The following is a 26,068-nucleotide window of genomic DNA, read 5'->3' on the forward strand; positions in this document are numbered from 1 at the left end:
AGAGGATCAAAATGGAAGTTTTTGGCTACTGGAAGTGGCATGAAAAATGAGTTTGAAATGAAGCGGTAAAGCGAGCGACATCAAGCAAGCTTTACCGTTTTTAAATGCTTAATTGATTCTCTGACCTTCCGCATCAAACAGATGACAATCTTTTGATGAGAAATTTAGATTCAGAGACTGATAACGCGTGACCTCTTGATCTCCGGGCAGATGAACTTTAAAGCTGTCTACGCCACAAGATTGACCAAACATATAAGTACTGTTGCCCAGTCGTTCTACTACCTCACTCTGGAACTCAATCGTGATATCAGAAGTGCCATCAATATTTAAATGCTCAGGTCGAATACCAAGCGTAAGCTTTTGTCCTTCGGCAAGGCCATCATTTGGTAATGGTAGAGTAATTTTACTAAGGCCATTAACCGTCAGTTGGGCGTGAGTGTCTGAGGTGCTATTAACCAAACAAGGTAGGAAGTTCATTTTCGGAGAACCGATAAAGCCGGCTACAAATTCATTTTGAGGAGAGTGATACAGCTCTAATGGCGAACCTACTTGTTCAATACGACCATCTCTAAGCACAACGATCTTGTCGGCAAGCGTCATGGCTTCGACCTGATCGTGCGTTACATAGATCATGGTGTTTTGAAGATCTTGGTGCAATTTGGCTATTTGTAGGCGCATATCGACGCGAAGTTCAGCATCTAAATTTGATAGGGGCTCATCGAATAAGAACACTCTTGGTTTGCGAACAATTGCTCGACCAATTGCAACACGTTGACGCTGCCCACCTGACAACTCTTTAGGCTTACGTTTCAATAAAGGCTCTAGTTGAAGTGTTTTAGCGGCGCTAGTGACCTGTTTCTCAACTATTTCCTTAGCAAATCCGTTCATTTTCAGGCCAAAGCCCATATTTTCCTCAACGGTCATGTGCGGATAAAGTGCGTAAGATTGGAATACCATCGCGACACCACGCTCGGCAGGGTCGACATCGTTAACAAGATCATTGCCAATGTGTATCTCACCTTCAGTGATTTCTTCCAAGCCAGCAACTAAGCGTAAGAGGGTTGATTTACCACAACCAGAAGGCCCAACGAATACTACGAATTCGCCGTTATTTATTTCTAGATCAACACCATGGATCGTTTGGATATCACCATATCGTTTGATGACCTGTTTTAAGCTGATATCAGCCATGCTCTCTCCTTGCCTCATTGGGCTACATCACTTTGCCTTTAAAACATACGCTTCCATCAGAATTTTGTTAGATGCCTCGCATGAATAATTGATCCCCGTCATACAAATTTTACAAATCATATTGATTTTTGTGGAAACGTTTACAAAATTAAAACATAACTGTGCGTAATATTATCAATAAGCCTAATATTTAAACGTAATCACTATAAATGCTGAGTTGCTAGATTAAATTTATAAATCTAGATGGAAATTAATCGAATCGTAAATGAAGCTTTAAAGACAAGGAATTTCGGGAAATGGAGCAATCTGTGAAAACGATATACCCAGAAAATCGCACTCCGTCAGCGAAGAAGAAAAGACGCATCAGTTCCAAGGTGTCTCCTTGGCTGTTCTTAGCTCCGGCTATTGTCATCTTCTCTCTTTACGTTATTTATCCGATCTTGGACAGCATTTGGCTGAGCTTCTTTGAATGGGATGGGTTAGGGGAAAAAGAGTGGGTAGGGTTGGGCAATTATCGTGAACTGTTTGATTCAGAGGCCTTCTATACCTCTTTGACGAATAACTTTCTTTGGTTGATCTTTTTTATGCTCGCGCCACCTTGTGGCTTAGCGATTGCCCTTTTTCTAAACCAACAAGTGAAAGGCATTCGAGTCGTTAAATCTCTATTTTTCTTTCCCTTTGTTATTTCCCAAGTGGTGGTCGGCCTCGTATTTGCTTGGTTCTATGACCCGTCATTTGGTCTTTTTAATATCGCGTTAGGTGCCTTTGGCTTTGAGCCAATTTCAATTCTCGCCGATGAAGATTATGTCACCTATGGAATTATTGCTGCAGGCTTATGGCCACAAATTTCTTACTGCATGATCTTGTATTTAACGGGTTTGAATAACCTAGACCCAGAACAGTTAGAAGCGGCACGCCTTGATGGGGCGAAGAAGTGGCGCATGCTCTGGTATGTGGTTCTTCCTCAATTAAGGCCTGCGACTTTTATTGCTGTTGTAGTGACCGTGATTGGTGCCTTACGTTCATTCGATTTAGTTGCGACTATGACTGCGGGTGGCCCTTGGGGAAGCTCAACGGTACTGGCGTATCAAATGTATGAAGAGTCTATTTTTAACTATCGAATGGGTTATGGTGCGGCGGTTTCTGTGGTGCTGTTTCTGATTATGGATATCTATATCGCTTACTTCTTGTGGCGCATGTTAAGGAGTGAAAAATAATGTTTCCGCAACCAATTCAAAAAGCTGGTCGCTTTACTAACATCAGTTACCGAGTCGCGTTACCTATCTCGATCGTGATGTGGTTACTGCCACTTATCGCAGTGATGATGACATCGATTCGTTCGATGGACGACATCAACAAGGGTAACTACTGGGGTTGGCCGAGTGAGATTCAGTTCATTGAGAATTACACCCAAGTTTTTACCTCGACATCAATGGGGCAGTACTTAATCAATAGCTTGATCATTACATTGCCAGCGGTCGCAGGGGCTGTTGCTCTCTCGACATTGGCTGGATACGCCTTGGCGAAATACAATTTCAAGGCCAATGTTTGGATCTTTGCGATGTTTATTGCGGGCAACTTTGTTCCGTTTCAAATTTTGATGATTCCTGTACGTGACTTAACCATTGGATTGGGTTTGTACGATACCCATTGGGCGTTGATTTTCTTCCATATCGCTTTCCAAGCCGGATTTTGTACCTTGTTTATGCGTAACTTTATTGTTGGCATTCCCGATGCGTTAATTGAAGCGGCAAGAGTGGAGGGAGTCAGTGAATGGAAGATTTTCTGGCATGTCGTATTGCCTCTCGTTCGTCCTGCACTCGCGGCATTAGCGGTACTGGTGTTTACCTTCATTTGGAATGATTATTTTTGGGCTTTGGTATTGGTTCAAAGTGATGATGTTCGCCCTGTGACCGCTGGCTTGAGCTCATTGCAAGGCCAATGGTTGGCGTCTTGGCAGTTTATGTCTGCCGGAGCGGTAGTGGCTGCTATTCCACCTGTGGTTCTGTTCTTCACTATGCAGAAACACTTTATTGCTGGCCTGACTTTAGGTGCAACAAAGGGCTAACAGGTTAACGGGCACGTTATTTTCAAGCTTAGTTATTTACAGGCTTAGCTATTTTCAGACTTAGTTATTTACAGATTCAGCTATTTACAGATTCAGCTATTTACAGGCCAAGTATGTAACGAGATAAGCAACTTAACAAAAGAGAATACGAACGATGCCAAGGTGGTTTGAAGTTAACCATCTTGGCTACGTAAATCCTGATCGGATTGATAATGAAAGAGTAATCAAACACGCATAACCCTACGAGACAAAACAATAATAATTGGACTTAGTGAGCGTTAGCTCTATAACAAGGACCTCAATATGAAATACGTGAAACATATCGCTGCTACTGCAGTGCTTGCTGCCTCCGTATCTGCAACCTCGTTTGCAGGCACTTTGGTCATAAACTCTGATGCTTCTGATCCTGCACCAAAAGAAGCTTGGGGTGAGATCATCAACCGCTTTGAAAAAGAAAATCCTGATATTACGGTTAAGTACAATTTGTACGATCACGAGTCGTACAAAACAACGATTCGTAATTGGTTGGTGACTTCGCCGCCGGATGTGGTTTTTTGGTATGCGGGTAACCGAATGAAAGCCTTCGTTGATCGTGGCTTATTCGAAGATGTGAGTGATATCTGGACTGACAACAACATGCAGCAAGATTTCGCAGCCGCGGCGCCAGCTATGACGGTGAAAGGCAAGCAATATGGTGTGCCATACACGTATTACCAATGGGGTATCTACTACCGTAAAGATATATTTGAACAATATGGAATCGGCGAACCGAAAACGTGGGATGACTTGAAATCCGCATCAGCAACGCTCAAAGAAAATGGCGTGGCACCGTTTGCTATTGGTACCAAGTATCTTTGGACGGCGGCGGGTTGGTTTGATTACATCAACATGCGTACCAATGGTCTAGATTTCCATATTCAGTTGATGGAAGGCAAGGTGTCTTATTCTGATGAACGTGTTAAGAAAACCTTTGCTAATTGGGCTGAACTTGTTGAACCGGGTTACTACCTAGAAAACCACGCCTCTTATTCTTGGCAGGAAGCTCAACCGTTCTTGTATAACGGCAAGGCGGCGATGTACCTAATGGGTAACTTTATCACGCCAAACTTCCCTGAAGAGTTGGATGGAAAAATGGATTTCTTCCAATTCCCTGTGATCGACTCAAGCGTACCTATGTCTGAAGATGCGCCAATGGATACGCTACATATTCCTTCAAAAGCGAAGAACAAAGAAGACGCTCGTAAGTTCTTAGAGTTTGTTGCACGTGCAGAAAATCAGCAGCTAATCAATGAGATGCTGTTGCAAATCCCAACTAACAACAAAGCAAAAGCGAAAGCTGATCCGTTCTTGGACAAAGGCGTTGCGATGCTCGGTTCTACCGAGGGTACTGCTCAGTTCTATGATAGAGACACTGATCCTGCGATGGCTAAAGAAGGCATGAAGGGTTTCCAAGAGTTTATGGTTCACCCTGATCGTATCGAAAAAATCTTGAAGAAACTCGATAAGGTAAGCAAGCGCACCTTTAAATAATACTTCATCAGCCGCAGCGACTCTTGCTGCGGCTCTCTTCCTTTTCAGTTTGTCATTGCCAGTGTTATTTGATTAGTGTTCGTCGTTTTTGAGCGCTTTAGGTGTCCATTCTCACGTGTTAAGTACCATTCTCACGTGTTAAGTGCCATTTTATGAGTACCACGCGGCCAGTACTACTTGCAATGATTCACTATATTCGGTTTATCGTAAGGAACGCTTCATGAGAACTTTCTCTCAAATCATCTCTGCTCGTGAATGGGAAAATCAACACATTACCCATCATAACGTTGTCGAGGCTCATGCCCCTTTGAGTGCTTACACTTCGCTGGTTGAAGCGCTGACAAAAAGCTCGTCACGCACCTTGTCTCTCAATGGTATTTGGAAGTTTCAACTGTTTGATACGCCAGAGTTGCTTGTCGAAGAGTTAGTGTCTGAGCATTTTGATGACTCGTTATGGGAGTCGATAGTGGTGCCAAGAAACTGGCAAATGCAGGGCTTTGATAAACCGATCTATACCAATGTGAAATACCCCTTCGTCGATAACCCACCGTTTGTCCCAAATGATAACCCGACAGGGCTTTATCGAACGCGTTTTGATTGCTCGGAGCAAGAGCTATTAGACACTCATAGGCTGACCTTCGACGGCGTGAATTCTGCATTTCATTTGTGGTGTAACGGCCGTTGGGTTGGGTACTCGCAAGACAGTCGCCTTCCTGCCGAGTTCGACTTGTCTCCATTCTTACACGCTGGAGAAAATTCACTTGCGGTGATGGTACTGCGTTGGTCGGACGGTTCTTATCTAGAAGACCAAGACATGTGGTGGCTGAGCGGCATTTTCCGTGATGTGACCTTGTTGAGAAAACCCAAGGTCGCGATTGAGGATGTTTGTATCGTGACTCAATTGGACGCATGTTATCGCGATGCTGTTTTAAATATTTCTACGCAAATCACCAAGCAGAGCAATGGTGCAGGAAATTCCTATAAGTTAAGGGCTGAACTATTTGATGTTCAAGGGCATTTGATTGGTGAACCTCAAACTGTTGGTTTTGGTGAAAGGTATGTCGATGAGAAAGGGCCTTGGTCGGACGTTGCCGAGCACAAAATTTCAGTCTTAAATCCGAATAGGTGGAGTGCCGAATCGCCATATTTGTATCGTTGTGTGGTGTCATTGCTTAATGAACATGATGAGCTTATCGATTGTGAGGCCTACGATGTCGGGTTTCGACGTGTCGAAATAACGGATGGTTTGCTCAAAGTTAACGGTAAACCTTTGCTGATTCGAGGTGTGAATCGCCATGAGCATCACCCTGAACTGGGTCATACCATGACTCGTGAAGGCATGATTCAAGACATCAAATTGCTGAAACAGAATAATTTTAATGCAGTACGAACCGCTCATTACCCCAATCATCCATTGTGGTATGAATTGTGTGATGAATTTGGTTTGTATTTGGTTGACGAAGCGAATGTAGAAACTCATGGCCAGTTTCCGATGTGCCGCTTATCAAATGATGCGTCATGGTTAAATGCTTACATGCGCCGTATGACAAGGCTGGTCGAGCGAGATAAAAACCACGCCAGTGTGATCATTTGGTCGTTGGGCAATGAATCAGGTATTGGGCGCAATCACCATGCGATGTACCAATGGGTGAAACAAGCCGATCCAACACGTCCCGTTCAATACGAAGGAGGCGGAGCAGATACCGCGGCGACCGACATATTATGCCCAATGTACGCACGTGTTGATTGGGATTTACCTGTTCTCGCTAGTCAGCCTGAAGTGACACCTCGCGTCGGTATTCGCAAAGCCATTGCTCTGCCAAACGAGCAACGTCCTCTTATTCTCTGTGAGTACGCCCATGCGATGGGGAACAGTCTGGGTAGCTTTGATAAATACTGGCAAGCGTTTAGAGACAACCCAAGATTACAGGGCGGATTTATCTGGGATTGGGTCGATCAAGGGATAACCAAAACCGATGCGAGCGGCAAAGAATATTGGGGCTACGGTGGTGATTTTGGTGATGATATTAACGATCGTCAGTTCTGCATTAATGGTTTGGTTTTCCCAGACAGAACGGTGCATCCTACGTTACATGAAGTGAAAAAAGCGCAGCAGTTTTATCAATTCAAATTAGTCTCAGTATCTCCTTTGATTATCGACATTCGTAGTGAGTATTTGTTCAAGGCGAGCAGTGTTGAAACGTTGAATTGGAATATCACTCGAGATGGAATTGTTCAATGCAATGGCAGTATTGAGTTGCTTGTTGAGCCTGAATCGAGTGTGCAGATAGAGCTTGATGGTGTGAGAGTTTCTGAAGTTGCTAATGCGCTTAATCATATCAATTTGGAAGTAGAACTAAATGCCGATACCGCGTGGGCAAATAAAGGTCATGTGACGGCGATTGAGCAATTCACTCTGCCAACACCGCCGCAATTAATGTTGGACGCCAACCTTTCACAATACCCACCGCAAGTGATTGAAACTGACACACAGCTAACGGTTATCGGTGACGACTATCAAGTTGAGTTCTCGGTGTTAACGGGGACTTTAGAACGCTGGCAAGTGAAGGGCGCAGAACAACTTGCAAGTGGAATTAGAGATAACTTTTATCGAGCGCCACTAGACAACGATATCGGTGTCAGTGAAGCAAACCGTGTCGACCCTAACTCATGGATAGCACGCTGGCAGGCGATGGGCTTAGACAGGCTAACTCCTGAGTGCATCGATTTTTCATGTTCTACTCAGCAAAACTCGGTGTCAGTGACTGCAAGAATTGCCCACTTAGTTGAGGGGCAAGTACGTTTGCTCTCTACGTGGCAATATCAAATGTTTGCTGATGGTGAAGTGAACATTGAAGTGCATGTTCAAGCGGCGAAAGGTTTGCCTTCTCTGCCACGTGTTGGTTTAACTTTCGCGCTAAATAATGTTCCAAATAGTGTGGAGTGGTTTGGTCGCGGACCTCACGAAAACTACCCAGATCGAAAGATGTCCGCGCAGATGGGGCGATATCAGCAGAGCATTGAACAAATGCATACCCCTTATATTTTCCCGTCAGACAGCGGCTTACGTTGTGATGTTCGAGAGGCAAAGATTGGTGAATTTGAAGTGAAAGGAAACTTCCATTTTTCTGTCAGTCGATTTGGTCAGCAGCAATTGCAGCAGGCGAAGCACACTTGTGACTTAATCGAACAAGAACAGCTGTTTGTCTATGTGGATGGTCTCCATATGGGGGTTGGCGGCGATGATTCTTGGACGCCAAGCGTCCATGATGAATTCAAATTATTGAAAGAGCATTACCATTATCAGGTGCGCTTCTATTGTGGTGAGAACGGTTAAAGTGCTGCGAATAGAGTAAAAGGATCATAGTAGGCCAAATAGTCTAAATGTTTGTTTGTTCGATTATTTGGCTTCAGATATAAAAAAGGCACTCAACGTAATGCTGAGTGCCAAAGTCTGAAATTTATTGATCCGTTGTATCTTGTTAATCCGTTGTATCAATGAATCTCAGAGGACAGGTAAAAAGGTTCGATTTACTCTGCGTCAGTAAAGAAATCGTTGTAAAGCATGTACAGGTGAGCTGCACTCCAAGAGAAGTTTGGCGCGCCTTGTTGTTCACCGGTTAGTGGGTTGTAGTTTTCACGGATCGGACCGTCTTGTACCAAACCATCAGCGTGATCGAAGAATGCGCCTGCCATTTCAATCGCATCATCACGGTAGCCGTAGCTATCCATGCCTTTTAGGCCGAAGTAGAATTGGTCGACCCATACACGTCCACGCCAGTAAATATCTGGGCCAAATGCAGGGCTAGAAAGCGCTGCTGTGCCTAATGGAACGTAGGTGTTGAACTCTTCAGTATCTTTCATCACTGAGACAACTGCATCAGCGTTAGCTTGAGTGGCAGCAGCATTGAACAATGGTGACCAACCTTCAGGGCCTTTGCCACGTTCTATAATCGGTTTACCCGCACAGCCATTCGCGAGTGGTTTGTCTTCAATACGAATGTCGTAGAAGAAGTTAGTGCCTTCGTCGAACATACAGGTGTTGATGTAGTTCGATAGGTGCTCCGCTTTTTCACGGAACTCTTTCGCTTCAGCGTCTTTACCAAGAATGTCAGCCATTTCTGCTAGGTACTTGTTATCGCTGTACATGTAGCTTGCTTGGTCGACAGACTCTTGCAGTAGTGAGTAGCCCAATAGCGTGCCATCTTCAGCGCGGTTTTGAGCGAACTCAACGTCCCAATCGCTGCGCTTGCCGCCATTCGCCACATACGCGTCTAACTGATCTTTATCGATGAAACCAAATGCGGCTGCATCGTCACGACCTGACTCCCAAGACGCGGCCGTTTGAGCTGGGCTTTCGATGTAATCGTAGTTACCTTCAGCCACGACTTTATCGAGTGCTGCTTGGCCTACGACTGTCTCGTGCTTATCACCACGAACCACAGTGAAGTACATTTCGCCTTCAGGTGTGTTGTGTGCTTTGTCGCGTGCTGCGCCGTACTCTGGAACACCGTTACCGTTGTTGTCACGGTTGCGTAGCCACCAATCGTGGTATGCCACTAGCTTTGGATACATCTCTTCGAGCCAAGCTTCATCGCTGGTGGTCTTGTAGACTTCCATTACTGCCCATGCCGCTAGGCTTGGTTTTGTATTACGTTCATTCCAGTTGCCACCATCGCCGCCACGTTCAGGGCTTAGGTTGTAAGCAAGCAAATCTGGCACGTAACCTTCATCCCAAGGACGAACTGCATCGTCAGCTTGGATTTGGTATGCGAACATCGCGCGGATGTTGTCTTTCGCTACATCTGGGTTGAAGTGAGCCATTGCGTAAGCTTGCTTCCATGTGTCCCACGGCCAAGTTTGGTTGCCCGAGAACCAACGGGCGGTTACTGATGGTGTGACGGAATCAAACTCCATCGCGCCGGCTGCGCCACGCCAGTTACCGTTTAGGGTTTCCATTGCTTTTACCGCAACACGTTCTTGTTCTGGCGTTGCGTTCGGGTTGGTTAAGCCCATCTCTAGGTAGCCTTCCCAACGTTCTGCTGATGCCGCTAAGAAGTTAGTAGGGTTTGCCATGATCTTTTTGATTTCAGGCTGTTCAGCTTGTGCTTCTTCTGCCGTTAGAACATGCGAGTAAGTGGTGTAAATGGTGGTTGATGCTTCAATGTTTGCCGTTGAAGTAAATGCTAAACCATCTACTGTGGTTTGTGTTGGAATCGATTTGTGAACTTGGTACTCAGACTCACCTGAAGTCAGCAGATCCCAAGTTGAACGCACTTTACCAAAGGTGACCTTCAGGCCATCGTCGGTTGCGACGATTTGACGCTCATACTCAGGGTAAGTTTCAGCGATTGTTTTGTCGGTTTGTGCCACGCCTTCTTTCGCGTGGGTCTTTTCTAGCAGTTCACCATCCCACACCAATTCAACTGGGGAGTCGGTAGTGATTTTGGTTTCTAGCAGAGAGGTACGATTTGAAGCAAAACGCATTGTCATCTCTACCGTTACATCGTCCGATTTTAGCGTCTGAACCAATGCGCCCGGTAAGCTGTATGCTTCCATGGTGAATACGACTTTTTTGCCATCTTTGAACACGCTTAGGCGATCAAAGTTATCTGCCATGAAGTTGATGTATTCTTCAGTAAGCAGCGCCGTTCCTGGGAAGCCGCCCATGCCTTCAGTAGTGTCTGGCAGCAAGTGACCATGCCATGCACCTAGGTCGAAAAATGGGTTGAAGCGCTGGTGGTCATCGAAGTCGTAGTCACGCATGTATTCTGGCGAACCAGTACGGTCAATAACGTTCTTAAATTCGTTAGCTTGCAGTTGCTCTGTGTCAGAGCCCGAGCCAGAGATTGAGTTTGAAGTACAGCCAGTAACAACAAGTGCTGTGCCAATAGCGAGAGCTGCGAATGATTTATTCAGTTTCATGATGATTTCCTGTTATTACCAGTAGAAGTATTGCATTGCGAACACTTGTGCGTCGCCAGTTTCTGTGTCGCTACCAACGCCAAAGCGGCTGTCGAAAGCAGTCGCAAACGCGCCGTTGCCGTATTCGTACCAAACACCAGCATTGACGTAAGACGTGATTTCTTTATCGCCGTTGTCACCGTCAAAGTTTGCGTAGTTGTAGGCTGCTGATAGGTAAACACCTTGCGCTGCTTCATACCATGCACTGGTTTGAAGGCCTGATTCGCTACCGAATGATTCTTGGTTGCCTTTGTCGGTATCGTGCCAAACACGAGCTGCCACGTTTTTGTATTCCGCACCTAATAGCAACAGTTCGCCACCATCGTTGTTGCGGACTTCACCACCACCCATCAGGGTTAGGTCGTCAGTTAGGTCGTATTGGAGGTAACCATTGACCATGGCGTTTTTGTCTTTCCATTGGTCTGCAAAACTGTCGTATTTACCAAAGTGAAGCAGAGCATCGTCTTCAGAGAAATCAGACTCAGGAGCAAAAGAAACGCTGTAGCGTAGCTTGCCTTCTAAGTTTTGAATTTTCACACCCACGTTTACGTCACGAGTGTTGGAGATTGCGTAGCCATACTCAACGGTTGCATCACCCCACCATTGAACGTCATCCAATGATGAATCCATACGGCCGACAATAAATTCTGTTTTTGCGTCGGTGCGGTAGCCAGCGTAGAAGCGGTTAAAACCACCTTCGAAGCCGCCCCAACCATGACCCGTTGCCCAAGCGTTACCTTCGTCGTCGGCTTGTACTGTCCAGCCTTCCATGTAAGCAAGACCAAACCAATTACCATGCTCAATCGCTAAGCCAGCTTCAATGTAAGTGCCGTCTGCATAGCGGCCTTTGTCATCGCCTTCTAGTGCAACGTGACCACCAAGGCCAAGCTCACCATAAAAATTGAATAGGGTGTCTGCCTGAGTTTGTGGGGGTTGAGTATCACTATGATTTGCTGCTGATTCTTCAGCGTTCGCATTGGCAGTTAGAGCAGCAAGAATACAGCTTGTAATAAGAGTCTTTTTAGTAAAACTACGTTTCATTTTATTCACTTCTGTGTCGGGGTTGTAAATGAAGATTCGTAAGTAGTTCTGACTTCTAATATGGGGTGCTCTTCAAGGCGTATTTGGTCAGGTCACTTACGATCGCAAAACCGATATTAATGATTATTTTCATGTTTAAAATTAAATTACCTTAAAAATGTGATCTATTTTTAGTAAATATTTACTTTGTTTTTATTTTGACTTTATGTTGAATTTGCAAAGGTATGGCTAGGGCTGTAAATATTCCTTTTGTGAATCCTTGTCTGGGCGGATAGATTGTTGAATTGAATATGTTCTGTCTTGATAGTTTTGGTGGAAGAGGGGTGTTTTGGTAGGAGGTATTTGGTCGGAGATAGGTTTTTAGAAAAAGGTATCGACAAAAAAAAGCACTCACCGTGTGGTGAGTGCCTGTAATAGTTCAAACAAAATCAAAGCTAAGATTTAAATCAAGGTTAATAAGAGACTAAGCGTTCGCCGGCTCAGGTTTTGCTTCTAATTTTTTCTCTTCTGGAGATAAGCTTTTCTCGTATTTACCGTACTTCCACCACGCGTAACCAAGGAAGATAACAATCCCGCCCACGTTGTAGAAGATGATGGTCATGATGTCAGCACCTGTCGGGAAAGTAGACGCAAAGAAACCAACAGTGAAAATGCCGATCAGAATAGAGACTACGGTAATGCCTGTCATACGTGAACCCATTCTGAAATCGCGAGGTAAGTGATCCAGCTTCAAACGTAGATTAAGGTACGCGATCATGATGAATAGCGGTGGCAACATCGATGCTGCTGCTGTCATGTTGATAATCGTACTCATCAGATCTTGTACTGTGTCGGACGCCAGTGTCGGAATGAACATCAGTGGAATCACAATCAAGAACTGAATCCATGCTGCACGCTCTGGAACGCCTTGTTTGTTTAGAGCGACCGTTTTCTCACCGAATATACCTTTAGGAATTTCAGAGAAGAAAATCTTAACGGGTGTAGCCGTCCACATCAGCAGGGAGCCAAGCATTGCTGTGAATGAAACTACGCCTACAAAGCGATTCATTATTATTTCAGACAGGCCAAAATGTCTTGCTAAGCCTTCAAATACTTGTACTGAACCACCCGTAAACTTCAGTTCTTCACGAGCAACGAATACGTTTGCCAGTACTGAGCCAACCGAGTAAAGCGCGCCGATAAAGATACCCGCGATGATGATCACCTTAACGAAAGATTTGTGGCCACCTTTGATGTCGTTGACGTAAACCGCGACCGATTCAGCACCGCCAGCCGCCATGAAGATCCAAGTGATTACACCAAGGAATGCCCAGTTAAAGCTTGGTGTCATTGCTTCGATGGTGATTGGGTCAGCAGGTTCTATTCCACCGATTAGTGCACCGCCAGAAAGCAAGATGTAAGAGAGCGTCAGTAACAACATTAACGATGATGTTAGCGAGGTGATTGGGCCAAGCAGTTTCGCTCCGTTATTGGATATATGCGTAGCGATAGCAAATAAAATGGTACTCAGGATCGCCGTGGTTATTGGTGTGAATATGTACTCAAACCCTAAGAAGGCATAAGACGCGTAAGCAATGATTCTAGGTAATAGAGAGGTGAAGAAGAATAGGTTAACAAACCAATAGGTGTAAGCTGAAATAAACGCCCAGCGGCCGCCTAGAGAGCTTTTAACCCAAGAATAAACACCCGCCTCAGAGTCTTTATTCAGTGATACGAACTCTGCCACGATCAAACAAAATGGCACAAAGTAAAAGAGGGTCGCTAAAAAGAACATCGGAGCTGAGGACAGGCCGATCTCGATGTTGTTGTTTATGATGTTATTGAAGCTGTATACCGCCGCGAAGGTCATAGACAGTAGGGCAAACTTGCCTATCGTACTGCGTTTATTATCGGACATGATGTTCTCCGGTGAATCACGTTGATGATCATTATTACTAGGTCCTAGAGAGGAAGATCTAGGCCGTGTTTTTATTGTTATGTTGGTTTGGCAAACACCCGCTCTATGAAGTCAGGTTTGGCTCATTTATTATTTTTGTATTGATTTACGAACAAATCTTTAGACGTTTTAGCTTGTTAGTTTCAGTAAATTTATTACTGATATAAAAACTGCAACACTAAGATGTTCATCGAAGAGGCTAGCTTTCTCATGTACGACGATGTATCAGGCTTGTAGGGGCTTTTTGTCGTTTTTTCTCTATGAGTTCACTTGTCTCTTCAACAAGAAGATTAAAGATTAAGCGGTGGGAAGTTAATCGAAATTGATCAAATATGTGATGTGAGGTAAATAAATTTAGTTAATTTTTTACCTTGGTTTTTATTCGGGTTTTATTACGATCTAATTAATGCTTTTAGTGAAGTGAAACCTTGACGGAATGGTGTTTTTATTCTTATGGATTGTTTTTAATTTACTGATTTAAAACAAAAAAGCGCCATAAAGGCGCTTGTGAATTTGTGCTGTTTTTATCGATTCATCATCTAGTGAAGATCTGAGCCTATGATTGCTTAGCGGCTTCTAATTTTGCTTCTTTACCTGCTTGCTTCTTTTCAAAGCGAGAGATCCACCACCAAGCGAGAGCTGAGAATATCGCAGTCATGAATACGTTGACGAAGAAAGCTTGCATTAGGTCAACACCTGTTGGGAATGCCGATGCAGTCATGCTCACAACGAAGATACCGATAAGTACTGACACAACAGACATACCTTGAACTCGAGTACCCATACGGAAGTCACGTGGTGTATCGTCGTGCTTCAAGCGGAACACAAAGTAAGCCACCATGATGAAGATAGGCGGTAGCATTGCTGTACCTGCTGTGAGGTTGATTGCTGTGTTCATCATGTCTTGTACTGATTCAGAACCGAAGCCGTTAACCACTAACATTACGAATACGAACGCAAACTGCCACCATGCTGCACGCACAGGTACACCGTGTTCGTTAAGCTCAGTTGTCTTCTCACCGTAAACACCTTGAGGGATTTCAGAGAAGTGAATTTTAACGGGAGCTGCAGTCCACATCATCATCGAACCGAACATCGCAACGAATAGGATAATACCGACGAAGCGACCTGTTAGAGATTGTGAAATATCGAAGTAGTTCGCCATACCAGTAAAGATTTCAACCATACCGCCAGCATAAGTTAATTCGTCACGAGCAACGAATACGTTAACTAATAGAGAGCCCACTGCGTACATGATGCCGATAGCGATACCCGCGCTGATGATCACCTTGATGAAAGACTTATGACCACCTTTAACATCGTTTAGGTAAGCGGCTGCGGTTTCTGCACCACCAGCGGCTTGGAAGATCCAACACATAATACCTAGCGTTGCCCAGTTGATGGTTGGTGTCATGGCTTCAAGAGTGATTGGCTCTACAGGTTCATGGTTACCGCCTAGTGCCATCATGGCGCCGATAACGTAAACCGCGAACAGCGCAAATACACCGTATGCTACGATTTCTGCAATCTTACCTAACCAGCTCGCGCCTTTGGTTGATATGTGTGTCGCAGCCGCAAATAGACCAATTGAGATTGCCGAGGTGACAATTGGAGAGAAAGCGTATTCGTACCCTAACATCGCGTAAGACGCATAAGAGATAACGTTGGGTAGCAGTGACACAAACCAGAATAGGTTAACGAACCAGTAGAGGAACGAACCTAAATAGGCCGCTTTTGAACCCAGCGGTTGTTTAAGCCAGTCGTACATGCCTGACTCGGAATTTTTATTTGCTGATACGAACTCAGCAATAATGAATACGAATGGAATGAAGTAAATAAGAGTGGCAAGCAAAAAGATAGGGGCTGAACTCAATCCCAATTCGATGTTGTTATTTACGATGTTGCGAACGTTAAATACCGCTGCAAATGTCATGGAGAGTAAGGCAAATTTACCTAACTTACCGCGTACAGATTCAGACATAGTGTCCTCCGAGGAATCACATAATTATAGTCGTTATTTCTCTAGGCTACTTTGTAGGGAAGGAGCAGAGAGGCTTTATGCAGTGTGACTGAGCCTTGAACGGCAAGCCTCAGTACACACTGTGAATAGATCTTGTTGTTGCTGCTTTCGGCTGTTTAGCTTCGGCAGCTTGGTTTCGGTTACTTATTTAGTTCAGTTACTTAGTTTCGGTTACTTACTTATTAAGGAAGTAACCGTCTTCGATAGTCACTTTCAGTACTACTTTTCGAACTCGGTTATCACCGTGGAATCGGTAAGCTTTACTGTTATCAAATATCGCTACTTGGCCTTCAACTAACTCACAAGTCTCACCGTTACCCATTAGGTGTTCACGGTCGGTTTCATCGCTGTAAGCTTGGGTTTGCTCTAACTCTGATTTGGCTGCGAACTCGACGGTTTCACGACCTTCTAGGTAGTAATGCACGTCGAAGTAACGGCGGTTACCAGTGAAGTTTTCTGTGTTACGAGCCACACCGTCTTCAATGATGTAAGCCAGTGAGTCACCAATCGAATACATCACGCCATCTTTGATGTTGCCTATGTTTTCAATTGCTTCTACACAGCGTTGCCATTTACGACCGTCGCGGTAAACGACTTTAAACTGCTCTAGGTTGTCTAAAACGATCATCGCTTATGCCTCGTTCAGTTTTGGTTGAGTTTTTGGCGTATTCACCGTGAAGAACTCATCACCAAAGTTGTGATTGATTAGGTGCTGCGCATTACAGTCACCCGCTTGGAATGGAACGAGTGTTAGGCCGTAGCGGAATTCATCCATGTAAACACGGTAAGAATCCAACACTTCGCTGCCCCAAGAGTTTGAACCTAAGCCCATTACTTGGTGGTCTAGATTTAGCGTGATGTAACCGCTTTTCTCTAGCTCAATCGTGTGTTGTGCTTGGTGCATATTTTGATTGGTGTAGAACCATGCGCTGAAATTGATTTCTTGCTGTGGTTTTACTGCAATACCATTACCCGCGCGGCTTGAAAGCGCTGCCCAACGAACATGCTGACGGTTACCGTTATTTTGTGGGAACGGGTAGTTCTCGAACATGTCAGCTACGGTTGATTGGTACACATCAATCATGTTGGCTTGTTTGCTGTCTTGGTAGTTCTCTTCAGGTCCGCGGCCGTAGTATTGAACTTGGTCGAAATCACCGTTAATGCCCATGTCGAAACCAATCACTGGAATCACGTGAGGGTAATCACCGTAACGTTCGCCACTTAGCTCAACGTTTAGCTGACCTTCAGCACTGATCTGGTAGCGATATTCACAACGCATGCCGAAATCGAATACCGGTGGAGCAACGATGCTGGTGGTGGTGATCTCAATCTTGCCGTTGTTCTCTTCAACGTTTAGCGTGCGGAAGTGCTCTTGCATAATTTGTAGATGCGCAGGCTCCCAGTAACCATCGTGCTCTTGTTTATGGTTATCGATCATTGGCTTGAAGAAGTTCAGTTTAGGCTCCGACTCAATCAGTTCTTCGCCATTGACTAACCATGACGTCAGCTTGCCGTTCACTTTCGAGAAGTTCAGAGCGAAGTTGTGGCCTTTGATTAGGTAAGAAAGGCGAGATTCTTCAACATTCAATGTCGTTGCATTGTTGCTAGTGAATGCTTCTAGCTGTGCTGTGTTCTCTTTCGCTTGGAATTGATAAACCGCGATATCGTGGTTTGCTTCGCTGTATGAAGTACGAGAGTCCTTACGAACCGTAAAGTTCACAAACACTTCACGCTCATCTAGCTTTGGTAAGTTAAGCGTTAGTTCACGGCTAGAGTTTTCAGCCAGCTCTTCTACTTTGATGTGTTGTACTGCAACCGTTTCACCTTCAGCACGGATTTCCGCAGTGATGGTGTAATCATCGATGTTTGAGAACCACAGTTTGTTATCAACGGTGAAGGTGCCGTCTTCTGCGTTGAAGTCACGGATCTTCACAGGCGCGATGACTTGTTTGTACTCTTTCAAGCCAGGGCCTGGGGTTTGGTCTGGGTAGATCAAACCATCCATGCAGAAGTTGTAGTTGTTCGGGTAGTCACCGTAGTCACCGCCGTACTTGTAGAACTCAGTACCCGCTTCATCACGTGCTAAAATGCCGTGGTCACACCATTCCCAAACATAGTGACCTTGAATTGCGTCATGTTTGTAGAACACGTTTTGGTATTCGGTTAAACCGCCAGGGCCGTTACCCATTGCATGTGCGTATTCGCAAATGATGCGCGGTTTTTCGTGTGGAAATTCACCGAAGGCATTCATCAGTTGAGCACGTGAGTACATGGTTGAAATGATGTCTACGACTTCAGCATCACGGTCTTCTTCGTAGTGAACCAGACGCGTGTCATCAATCGCTTTTGCGGCATCGTACATAGATCGGATGTTGCAGCCGTAGCCAGACTCGTTACCCAGTGACCACATGATGATAGAAGGGTGGTTCTTTTGAGCGTGAATATGACGTTCGATACGTTCAACAAACACCGCCTCCCATGCTGCATCGTTAGTGATGCGGCTTAGGTCGCCAACGTTCGCAAAGCCATGTGTTTCAACATCGGTTTCGCCCATGACGAATAGGCCGTAGATATCACACAGTTCGTAGAAGCGTGGGTCGTTCGGGTAGTGCGCTGTACGTACTGAGTTGATGTTGTGCTGCTTCATCAGTATCAAGTCTTTTTCTACGCGATCCATGCCGACAGCACGACCTTTTAGGTGGTCGTTGTCATGACGGTTCACGCCGTGCAGCATCACGTATTTGTTGTTGATGTAGAACAGACCATCGCGAACTTTTATGTCACGGAAACCAACGCGCTGCGGAATCACTTCCAACACCTTGCCATCAGCATCTTTCAGCGTAAGCAGCAGTTGGTACAGATAAGGGTTTTCAGCGTTCCATTGAACAGGGTTAACCACATCAATAGAGAATTGAGTATTCGCATTGCCGTCAGTCAATCGATTAGGAACGGCTAGGTTATCAACTGAGCCTTGCGAGATAACTTGGCCGCCATCAAGCAATGCGTACTCAAGGGTCGCGTTTGCAGCGGTTGCTAAGTTTTCTAGTTCCACTTTGCACGATAGGGTAGCGCTTTGGTAAGCGTCGTCGAAATCAGTGCGAACCGTTACGTCTTGAACGTGCAGCTGTTCTTTGCCCACAAGGTAAACATCACGGAAGATACCGCCTGTCCACCACATGTCTTGGTCTTCAATGTAGGTTGAATCGGCCCACTGCATCACACGAATAGAAAGTAGGTTTTTCCCTGCTTTTACGTGGCTAGAGATATCGAACTCAGCGGTTAGGCGGCTGCCTTTGCTGAAACCAACGTACTCACCGTTTACGTAAACTTCGAAGTAGGTCTCTACGCCATCAAATTTGATGATGGTTTGCTTCTCGTCCCAGCTTTCGCCTAGGAAGAAAGAACGTTGGTAAGCGCCCGTAGGGTTATCTGATGGTACGAAAGGCACATCAATTGGGAATGGGAAACCTTCATCTGTGTATTGAAGATCGCCGTGGCCTTCCATTTGCCACATGTTTGGAACCGTGATGTTTCCCCAGTCGCTCATTTCCTGAGAGTAGAACTCTTCAGGAACCAATAATGGATTGGTGAAGTAGCTGAAATTCCATTGGCCACTCAATAGTTGGAAGTGGCTGCTAAGTTCACGCTGAAACGTTTTTGCATTTTTTTCTGATGCGTACGAGAAGAAGTATGCACGCGGTGCCATACGGTTCTCATGTAAGTTCAGGAAGTTTTCCCAGTTGTTCACGTTGCCTCTCTCTCGGTCTGAATGCAGTTTGCTGACCGACGTTCTTATGCGTAATTGGGTCGTAGTGAATACGAGTATTTTTGGACTGAGGTAATTATTAGTAAAAGTTTTACTAAATGAAATTGGTGAAAACGTTTTACTTTAACTTCATCACGTTTTTTGTGGGCTTTTTACGGTGCGGTGTGATCCACTTAAAAGAATGCTATTTGGTGTTTAACTTAGGTAGGTGAAAGGGAAGGGGATGCTTACGCTGGCGATGTGAAAGGCACAAAAAAGGCCACCTACAATAAAGGCAGCCTTAATTTATCTATCTGATATAAATCGCTATTTAGTCGTATCACGCAGTTTTAATTTACTTGGAACATAGACTCGTAGCGGGATAGTGCGACCGTCACGAACTTTCTCAATAAGTAGGTTAACGCCTTGAATTCCCATCAGTTCAGAATGAATACGAACGGTAGATAAAGATGGGAAGGTAAACTTAGCCGTTGGGATGTCGTTTACACTAATGAGCGCAATATCTTGAGGAATGTTTAATCCGTGTTCATGAACGGCTCGTAAAACGCCAATTGCGATTGAATCTGATGCAATGAACATCGCTTTCGGATAGTCACCGGTTGCTAACATCTGCTTTGCAAGCTTGTAGCCTGATGAGCTAGAGAAGTCTCCACGGTAGATGTCTTGCTCACTGACGACATTTTTCAGGCCACCATATTCAGCAAAAGCGACTTCACGAATATCAGGTGTGTTGACGTTATCTTGCCCGCCAATAAAACCAATTCGCTGATAACCTTGATTGATGAAGAAGTTGGTGATCTCTTTACTGATCAAAGCCAGATCAATATCGACAGAATCATAAGGTTCTGAGTGATCCGTGAAATCGACATAACAGATATTGTCGCTGAGTTTTTTTGCTTGCTCGATAACTTCTGGTGTCATTCTTCCTACCAGCAATACGCCAGTGATAGGGCTTGAATGTATATTTATTTTACTTTCATAACAGTTGGTTAGCTTAACTTCCATCTTTTCACATTGGGTTTCAATCCCGTGGCGAATTGATAGGTAATAAGGGTCGTTAACCTCTGCTTCTTGTTTGTAGTTATACAAGGCAAGGAAGTGGTGATTTTGTTTTTTACTGCTAACGGCTTTTCGTGAGCTGCTGGTTTTGTATTCCAACTTCTCTGCAATTTCAAAGATACGCCTTTTGGTCTCTTCCTTGACGCTTAATGTAGGATCTTCATTGAGAACCCGTGAAACTGTAGCCAATGAAACATTCGCTTCAGTTGCGATATCTTTTAACGTTGCCATACTCACTTCCTGTTGTTGGAACATTGCGTTGCTTTAAACAAACCATCTTTAGTAAAAAAGCAATGCACCTCTTTATTCTACAGACCTATTGTAATCAAACTGGAGTTCATTGCATTAACTTTTAGTAAAATAAATTCTCAACGCCTAGTCCGTATCTCATAATTAACTATCTATAATTATCTTATTAAAATTCAATGGATTAGATGTGAATAACTATTATGTTTTTCTATATCACAGTCGCCATCAACTTTAACCGTTAGTGTAAACGTTTACACTTCGTGGTTTTGATCACAGAAATATAGTCAAAATGGCTGCTACTATTTCTGTCATAGGGTGCTATTGGAATTGAATATCGGTTCGAGTGACGCCACGAATGACAACAAAGAGAGGTTGATTGTGAAAGTACTGGTTACAGGCGGCATGGGTTACATCGGAAGTCATACATGCATTCAAATGATGCAAGCTGGTATGGAACCAATCATTGTAGACAACCTTTGCAACAGTAAAGAGCTGGTTCTTGAGCGAATAGAATCGTTGACTGGTCAGCGACCAACTTTTTATCTTGGCGACATTCGTGATGAAGCTTTTCTAGATACTGTTTTTTCTGAAAATAACATCCAAGCGGTGATTCACTTTGCTGGACTTAAGGCGGTTGGCGAATCGGTCTCTAAGCCTTTGGAATATTACGATAACAACGTAAATGGTTCTTTGGTTCTTGCTCGCAGCATGAAGAAAGCGGGTGTGAAAAGCATCGTATTTAGCTCATCAGCGACCGTCTACGGTGATCCGGAAGTCGTGCCAATTACTGAAAATTCGCCAACGGGAGCAACGACTAACCCTTATGGTCGCAGTAAGTACATGGTTGAAGAGTGCTTAAGTGATTTATTTAACGCCGAAAATGATTGGAGTGTGACGTTATTACGCTACTTCAACCCAGTAGGCGCCCATCAATCTGGCACCATGGGTGAAGACCCACAAGGTATCCCGAATAACTTAATGCCATTCATTGCTCAAGTAGCAGTAGGGCGCCGTGAAAAATTGGCTGTATTTGGCAATGATTACCCAACAGTCGATGGCACGGGTGTTCGTGACTATATTCATGTGATGGATTTAGCCGATGGTCACGTTGCGGCATTAAAAGCGGTTGGTGAGAAGGCGGGTCTACATATCTACAACCTAGGCACCGGTAAAGGTTCAAGTGTTTTGGAAATGGTAGAAGCCTTTGCACAAGCATCAGGCAAACCTGTTCCTTATGAAGTTTGTCCACGCCGTGCTGGTGATATTGCTGAATGTTGGGCAAGCACTGAAAAAGCGGAACGCGAGTTAGGTTGGAAAGCGACACGCAGCGTGATGGAAATGACGGCGGATACGTGGAATTGGCAGTCGAATAATCCAAACGGTTATTAGTCAGTGTAATTGAAGCCACAGTGCTTTTATCTGATAGCTAGTAGCTAGTATCGGCACTTTTTCTCATTGATAAGTGCTGAAGAAAAGAATTTTAAAGAGTTGAGTAAGTAGCATGTCAAAAGTTGAATTTAACCCAGTAGACCACCCGCATCGCCGTTATAACCCATTAACGGGCCAGTGGATCTTGGTGTCACCGCACCGCGCAAAACGTCCGTGGAGCGGCCAAGATGAAAAGCCATCGACTGCGCAGCTTCCAGCGTATGAGAAAGAGTGTTTCTTGTGCCCAACTAATACACGTATCTCGGGTGACGAAAACCCAGATTACGACGGCACTTACGTATTCAGTAACGATTTCGCGGCGTTGATGCCTGATTCACCTGACGCTCCAGAGTCTGATAACCCTCTATTTAAGACTCAAGGTGTGCGTGGGCTGAGCCGCGTGATCTGTTTCTCTCCGGATCACAGCAAAACGCTGCCAGAGCTGCCAGTGAATAAAATCCGTGGTGTGATTGATACCTGGAACGAGCAAATTGAAGAGCTAGGTAAAGATTACCTATGGGTTCAAGCCTTCGAAAACAAAGGTGAGACCATGGGCTGTTCTCAGCCTCACCCACACGGTCAAATTTGGGCGAACAGCTTTCTGCCAAACGAGATTGAACGTAAAGAAAAGCTGTTAAAGGAATACTTCGATCAACAAGGTTCAAACCTGTTAGTCGATTACGTTGAAGCTGAAATGAAAGATGGCTCGCGCACCGTGGTTGAAACGGAACACTGGATTGCTGTTGTGCCTTATTGGGCGGCGTGGCCATTCGAAACGATGTTACTGCCGAAAACGCATATTCGCCGTATGAGTGAATTGACGGACGAGCAACGTGATGATTTAGCGGTCGCAATTAAGAAATTAACGAGCCGTTACGACAATTTATTCGAGTGTTCATTCCCATACTCAATGGGTTGGCACTATGCGCCATTCTTTGAGGAAGGCACTGACATCGACCATTGGCAACTGCATGCGTTGTTTTATCCGCCATTGTTGCGCAGTGCTTCGGTTCGCAAGTTCATGGTTGGCTACGAAATGTTGGCTGAATCTCAGCGCGATTTAACCGCAGAACAAGCGGCGCAACGTCTTCGTGACTTGAGCGATGTTCACTATAAAGAACAGCCGTAAAAAGCGAGATTCCAGATATCTCGCCTCTCGATTCTGAAATGACGAAACGTTAGAAGCCAGAAGGTTTATTTCGTCATTTCTTACCGCGAGCTACGAGTGGGATAGGAAATTGATAAGAATTAAAGTGGTGCCATATAGGGGCCATTACCAATTGAACAAAGAGTTTAACCAGAGAGTTTACTTATGTCTGATCTAATCCAAAACGTGAAAGCATCTTTTGAGCAAGTCCTTGGCTACCAAGCGACTCATATTGTTCAAGCACCAGGTCGTGTGAATCTGATTGGTGAACATACTGACTACAACGATGGTTTTGTCCTACCGTGCGCCATTAACTACCAAACCGTTGTGGCAGCAGCAAAGCGTGACGACAATATCGTTCGTGTTGTGTCTGTGGATTACGGCAATGCCGTTGATGAATTCGACCTTACTCAAGAGATCACATTTCAACAAGACAAGATGTGGGCGAACTACATTCGTGGTGTGGTGAAGTGTTTAAAAGGTCGTGGTTTTGAATTTAAAGGTGCAGACATCTCTGTCACGGGCAATGTTCCTCAAGGCGCGGGTCTAAGTTCTTCTGCGGCATTGGAAGTCGTGATTGGTCAGACATTCAAGGTACTTTACAACCTAGAGATCAGCCAAGCAGAGGTTGCATTAAATGGCCAGCAAGCGGAAAACGAATTTGTAGGTTGTAACTGCGGCATCATGGACCAAATGATTTCAGCCGAAGGTCGTGCGAACCACGCGATGCTTTTAGATTGCCGTAGTCTAGAAACGACCGCGGTTTCGATGCCCGAAGATATGGCTGTGGTTATCATTAACTCAAACAAGAAACGCGGCTTGGTCGACAGTGAATACAATACGCGTCGTGAGCAGTGTGAAGAGGCCGCGCGTATTTTTGGTGTTCCAGCATTGCGTGATGTGACGATTGAACAGTTCAAGGCGAAAGAGTCTGAACTGGGTGAGATGGTTGCCAAACGTGCACGTCACGTAATTACTGAGAATGACCGAACTGAAGAAGCGGCAATGGCTCTGCGTAATCACGATATGAAGCGTATGGGTGAATTGATGGCTGAATCGCATGCTTCAATGCGTGATGATTTCGAAATTACCGTTAAAGAAGTCGATACACTGGTTGAGCTAGTGAAAGGTGTGATCGGTGAGCAAGGTGGCGTGCGTATGACTGGCGGCGGTTTCGGTGGTTGTATTGTGGCATTGGTTCCACCTGCATTGGTTGATGAAATTAAAACAACCGTTGAGCAGGAATATCAAGCGGCGACGGGGCTAAAAGAATCGATTTATGTGTGCCAAGCGAAAGACGGAGCGGGCCTTGTTGAAGTAATCTAGCTGTTTCGAGATTTAAATAAAGCTTACCAAGTAAAAAGATCATGGTAGGCCAAATAGTAAAGCCTTTACCCAATGTAGAGGCTTTTTGCTGGCACTAGAAAGGAATTTAGAATGACCCAAGAGCAAAACCTGCATCAATCTATGACACAAACCGCGGCCTATGATGGGCAGCCAGCACAGTTGATAACGCTGTCGAATGCGCATGGCATGGAAGTGACATTCATGGATATTGGTGCAACGTGGTTGAGCTGTATTCTGCCAGTAAAAGGAAATAAGCGCGAAGTTCTATTGGGTGTCGACTCAATGGAGAATTTCGAGAAACAAGCCAGTTACCTTGGGGCGACAGTAGGGCGTTATGCTAATCGTATCGCCAATGGTCGTTTTAAAATCGATGGCATGGGTTATAAGCTCGATGGTAATCAATCCGGTAATACTTTACACGGTGGCTCCGATGGCTTTGATAAGCGTCGTTGGGAGTTAACTGAACACACGCCACTGTCTGTGGTTTATAGTTTGGTGTCGGCGGATGGCGACCAAGGTTTCCCTGGGCAGCTAACGGTATCAGTGCATTATGAATTAACCGAAGACAACCGAGTGTCTATCGAATACTTTGCAACCACAGATAAAGCGACGGTAGTGAATCTAACTAACCATGCTTATTTTAATTTACTTGGCGCAAACAGTGATCACGACTGTTTGTCTCATATTGTCAGTATCAATGCTTCACAATATTTGCCGACTAATGCTGTTGGTATCCCATTAGGTAACTTGAAGGCGGTGAAATCAACCAGCTTTGATTTCAGTCAGCCTATGATGATCTCTGAACGCCTATTGGGTGATGAACAACAAAAAGCGGCCAAAGGTTATGATCACTCTTTTCTTTTAGCGGATGGCTGTAAGCGCGATAAATGCGCGGCTACAGTGACGTCGCCTGATGCACTTGTCACCTTGAAAGTCTTCTCTACTAAGCCGGCTATGCAGTTGTATACCGGCAATTGGTTGGGTGGAACACCTAATCGAAATGGTGGCAGTTATGAAGACTATGCAGGCATTGCATTGGAAACCCAGTTCTTACCAGACTCACCTAACCACCCAGAGTGGAAGCAAGAAAGTTGTATTCTTAGGCCTGAACAGGAATACCACTACCGAACTTGTTACCAGTTTGAATTTTCGGGGGATTATTCAAACTAGTCCATTCTAGCTCAAAACGGTTTATGCCAATTGGCTCCAACAAAGGGATTTTTGTTGGGAAGAGTATGGTGAGAAAGCCCTAACAGAACTGCTTCTGTTAGGGCTTTTTTTGTAAGTCTGTTTCTTAGATTGTAGGGGGCACTATAGATTTT

Annotated in this window: 16 protein-coding genes; 8 read left to right on the plus strand and 8 right to left on the minus strand. The window is 44.8% G+C overall.

Going from position 1 to position 26,068, the window contains the following annotated elements; translation table 11 throughout:
- Window positions 1-108: 108 nt before the first annotated feature.
- On the minus strand, window positions 109-1,191 hold the full coding sequence (locus tag OCV36_RS03400; RefSeq protein WP_135455962.1) for an ABC transporter ATP-binding protein: 1,083 nt from the start codon (window positions 1,189-1,191) through the stop codon (window positions 109-111).
- Window positions 1,192-1,487: 296 nt separating this feature from the next.
- Between OCV36_RS03400 and OCV36_RS03405 the strand changes: the two genes are divergently transcribed.
- From OCV36_RS03405 to OCV36_RS03420, 4 genes are all read left to right on the plus strand, one after another.
- On the plus strand, window positions 1,488-2,408 hold the full coding sequence (locus OCV36_RS03405) for a carbohydrate ABC transporter permease (RefSeq protein WP_017076259.1): 921 nt from the start codon (window positions 1,488-1,490) through the stop codon (window positions 2,406-2,408).
- Window positions 2,408-3,259 carry a carbohydrate ABC transporter permease gene (locus tag OCV36_RS03410; protein WP_017076258.1) on the plus strand — a complete coding sequence of 284 codons (852 nt, stop codon included), beginning with the start codon at window positions 2,408-2,410 and terminating at the stop codon, window positions 3,257-3,259. Before OCV36_RS03405 ends, OCV36_RS03410 begins: the two co-directional genes overlap by 1 nt.
- A 303-nt stretch (window positions 3,260-3,562) precedes the next feature.
- Window positions 3,563-4,789 (plus strand): ABC transporter substrate-binding protein, encoded by a 1,227-nt coding sequence (locus OCV36_RS03415; RefSeq protein WP_135455964.1) that lies wholly within the window; start codon window positions 3,563-3,565, stop codon window positions 4,787-4,789.
- A gap of 220 nt (window positions 4,790-5,009) precedes the next feature.
- Window positions 5,010-8,126 carry a beta-galactosidase gene (locus tag OCV36_RS03420; RefSeq protein ID WP_135455966.1) on the plus strand — a complete coding sequence of 1,039 codons (3,117 nt, stop codon included), beginning with the start codon at window positions 5,010-5,012 and terminating at the stop codon, window positions 8,124-8,126.
- Window positions 8,127-8,320: 194 nt separating this feature from the next.
- Here OCV36_RS03420 and ygjK read toward each other — a convergent pair whose 3' ends face one another.
- From ygjK to ebgR, 7 genes are all read right to left on the minus strand, one after another.
- Entirely contained in the window at window positions 8,321-10,714 is a 2,394-nt protein-coding gene (ygjK, locus tag OCV36_RS03425; RefSeq protein ID WP_135455968.1) for an alpha-glucosidase, read from the minus strand.
- Between the two features lie 15 nt (window positions 10,715-10,729).
- Complete coding sequence (ygjJ, locus tag OCV36_RS03430) at window positions 10,730-11,794, minus strand: protein YgjJ (protein WP_135455970.1); 1,065 nt, start codon at window positions 11,792-11,794, stop codon at window positions 10,730-10,732.
- Window positions 11,795-12,257: 463 nt separating this feature from the next.
- Entirely contained in the window at window positions 12,258-13,691 is a 1,434-nt protein-coding gene (locus tag OCV36_RS03435; protein WP_135455972.1) for an amino acid permease, read from the minus strand.
- 595 nt (window positions 13,692-14,286) lie between these two features.
- Window positions 14,287-15,711 (minus strand): amino acid permease, encoded by a 1,425-nt coding sequence (locus OCV36_RS03440; protein ID WP_135455974.1) that lies wholly within the window; start codon window positions 15,709-15,711, stop codon window positions 14,287-14,289.
- A gap of 214 nt (window positions 15,712-15,925) precedes the next feature.
- On the minus strand, window positions 15,926-16,378 hold the full coding sequence (locus tag OCV36_RS03445; RefSeq protein ID WP_076645923.1) for a beta-galactosidase subunit beta: 453 nt from the start codon (window positions 16,376-16,378) through the stop codon (window positions 15,926-15,928).
- 3 nt (window positions 16,379-16,381) lie between these two features.
- Window positions 16,382-19,498 (minus strand): beta-galactosidase subunit alpha, encoded by a 3,117-nt coding sequence (gene ebgA, locus OCV36_RS03450; protein ID WP_135455976.1) that lies wholly within the window; start codon window positions 19,496-19,498, stop codon window positions 16,382-16,384.
- A 324-nt stretch (window positions 19,499-19,822) separates the two neighbouring features.
- Entirely contained in the window at window positions 19,823-20,806 is a 984-nt protein-coding gene (gene ebgR, locus OCV36_RS03455) for a transcriptional regulator EbgR (protein ID WP_135455978.1), read from the minus strand.
- Window positions 20,807-21,202: 396 nt separating this feature from the next.
- On the opposite strand from ebgR, the gene galE reads away from it, so the two are divergent.
- The 4 genes from galE (at window position 21,203) to galM (ending at window position 25,916) form a co-directional block, all read left to right on the plus strand.
- A complete protein-coding gene (gene galE, locus OCV36_RS03460; RefSeq protein WP_135456099.1) occupies window positions 21,203-22,213 on the plus strand; it encodes a UDP-glucose 4-epimerase GalE in 1,011 nt (336 codons plus the stop codon).
- A 112-nt stretch (window positions 22,214-22,325) separates the two neighbouring features.
- Window positions 22,326-23,381, plus strand: a complete 1,056-nt coding sequence (locus OCV36_RS03465; RefSeq protein WP_135455980.1) for a UDP-glucose--hexose-1-phosphate uridylyltransferase — start codon at window positions 22,326-22,328, stop codon at window positions 23,379-23,381.
- A gap of 183 nt (window positions 23,382-23,564) precedes the next feature.
- The gene (gene galK, locus OCV36_RS03470) at window positions 23,565-24,725 is read left to right on the plus strand and encodes a galactokinase (protein WP_135455982.1); all 1,161 of its coding nucleotides are present in this window, start codon (window positions 23,565-23,567) and stop codon (window positions 24,723-24,725) included.
- A gap of 111 nt (window positions 24,726-24,836) precedes the next feature.
- Window positions 24,837-25,916: a galactose-1-epimerase gene (galM, locus tag OCV36_RS03475; RefSeq protein WP_135455983.1), complete on the plus strand. Its 1,080-nt coding sequence runs from the start codon at window positions 24,837-24,839 to the stop codon at window positions 25,914-25,916.
- Window positions 25,917-26,068 lie beyond the last annotated feature (152 nt).

It is taken from the genome of Vibrio echinoideorum (assembly GCF_024347455.1).
GTDB lineage: Bacteria > Pseudomonadota > Gammaproteobacteria > Enterobacterales > Vibrionaceae > Vibrio > Vibrio echinoideorum.

Excerpts from the sequence above, each read along its gene's own strand:
- galK (WP_135455982.1), top strand. The coding sequence starts at position 23,565 with ATGTCTGATCTAATCCAAAACGTGAAAGCATCTTTTGAGCAAGTCCTT.
- OCV36_RS03415 (WP_135455964.1), top strand. The coding sequence starts at position 3,563 with ATGAAATACGTGAAACATATCGCTGCTACTGCAGTGCTTGCTGCCTCC.
- ygjJ (WP_135455970.1), bottom strand. The coding sequence starts at position 11,794 with ATGAAACGTAGTTTTACTAAAAAGACTCTTATTACAAGCTGTATTCTT.
- OCV36_RS03435 (WP_135455972.1), bottom strand. The coding sequence starts at position 13,691 with ATGTCCGATAATAAACGCAGTACGATAGGCAAGTTTGCCCTACTGTCT.
- OCV36_RS03420 (WP_135455966.1), top strand. The coding sequence starts at position 5,010 with ATGAGAACTTTCTCTCAAATCATCTCTGCTCGTGAATGGGAAAATCAA.
- ebgR (WP_135455978.1), bottom strand. The coding sequence starts at position 20,806 with ATGGCAACGTTAAAAGATATCGCAACTGAAGCGAATGTTTCATTGGCT.
- OCV36_RS03440 (WP_135455974.1), bottom strand. The coding sequence starts at position 15,711 with ATGTCTGAATCTGTACGCGGTAAGTTAGGTAAATTTGCCTTACTCTCC.
- ygjK (WP_135455968.1), bottom strand. The coding sequence starts at position 10,714 with ATGAAACTGAATAAATCATTCGCAGCTCTCGCTATTGGCACAGCACTT.
- galM (WP_135455983.1), top strand. The coding sequence starts at position 24,837 with ATGACCCAAGAGCAAAACCTGCATCAATCTATGACACAAACCGCGGCC.
- OCV36_RS03410 (WP_017076258.1), top strand. The coding sequence starts at position 2,408 with ATGTTTCCGCAACCAATTCAAAAAGCTGGTCGCTTTACTAACATCAGT.
- OCV36_RS03400 (WP_135455962.1), bottom strand. The coding sequence starts at position 1,191 with ATGGCTGATATCAGCTTAAAACAGGTCATCAAACGATATGGTGATATC.
- OCV36_RS03405 (WP_017076259.1), top strand. The coding sequence starts at position 1,488 with ATGGAGCAATCTGTGAAAACGATATACCCAGAAAATCGCACTCCGTCA.
- OCV36_RS03465 (WP_135455980.1), top strand. The coding sequence starts at position 22,326 with ATGTCAAAAGTTGAATTTAACCCAGTAGACCACCCGCATCGCCGTTAT.
- OCV36_RS03445 (WP_076645923.1), bottom strand. The coding sequence starts at position 16,378 with ATGATCGTTTTAGACAACCTAGAGCAGTTTAAAGTCGTTTACCGCGAC.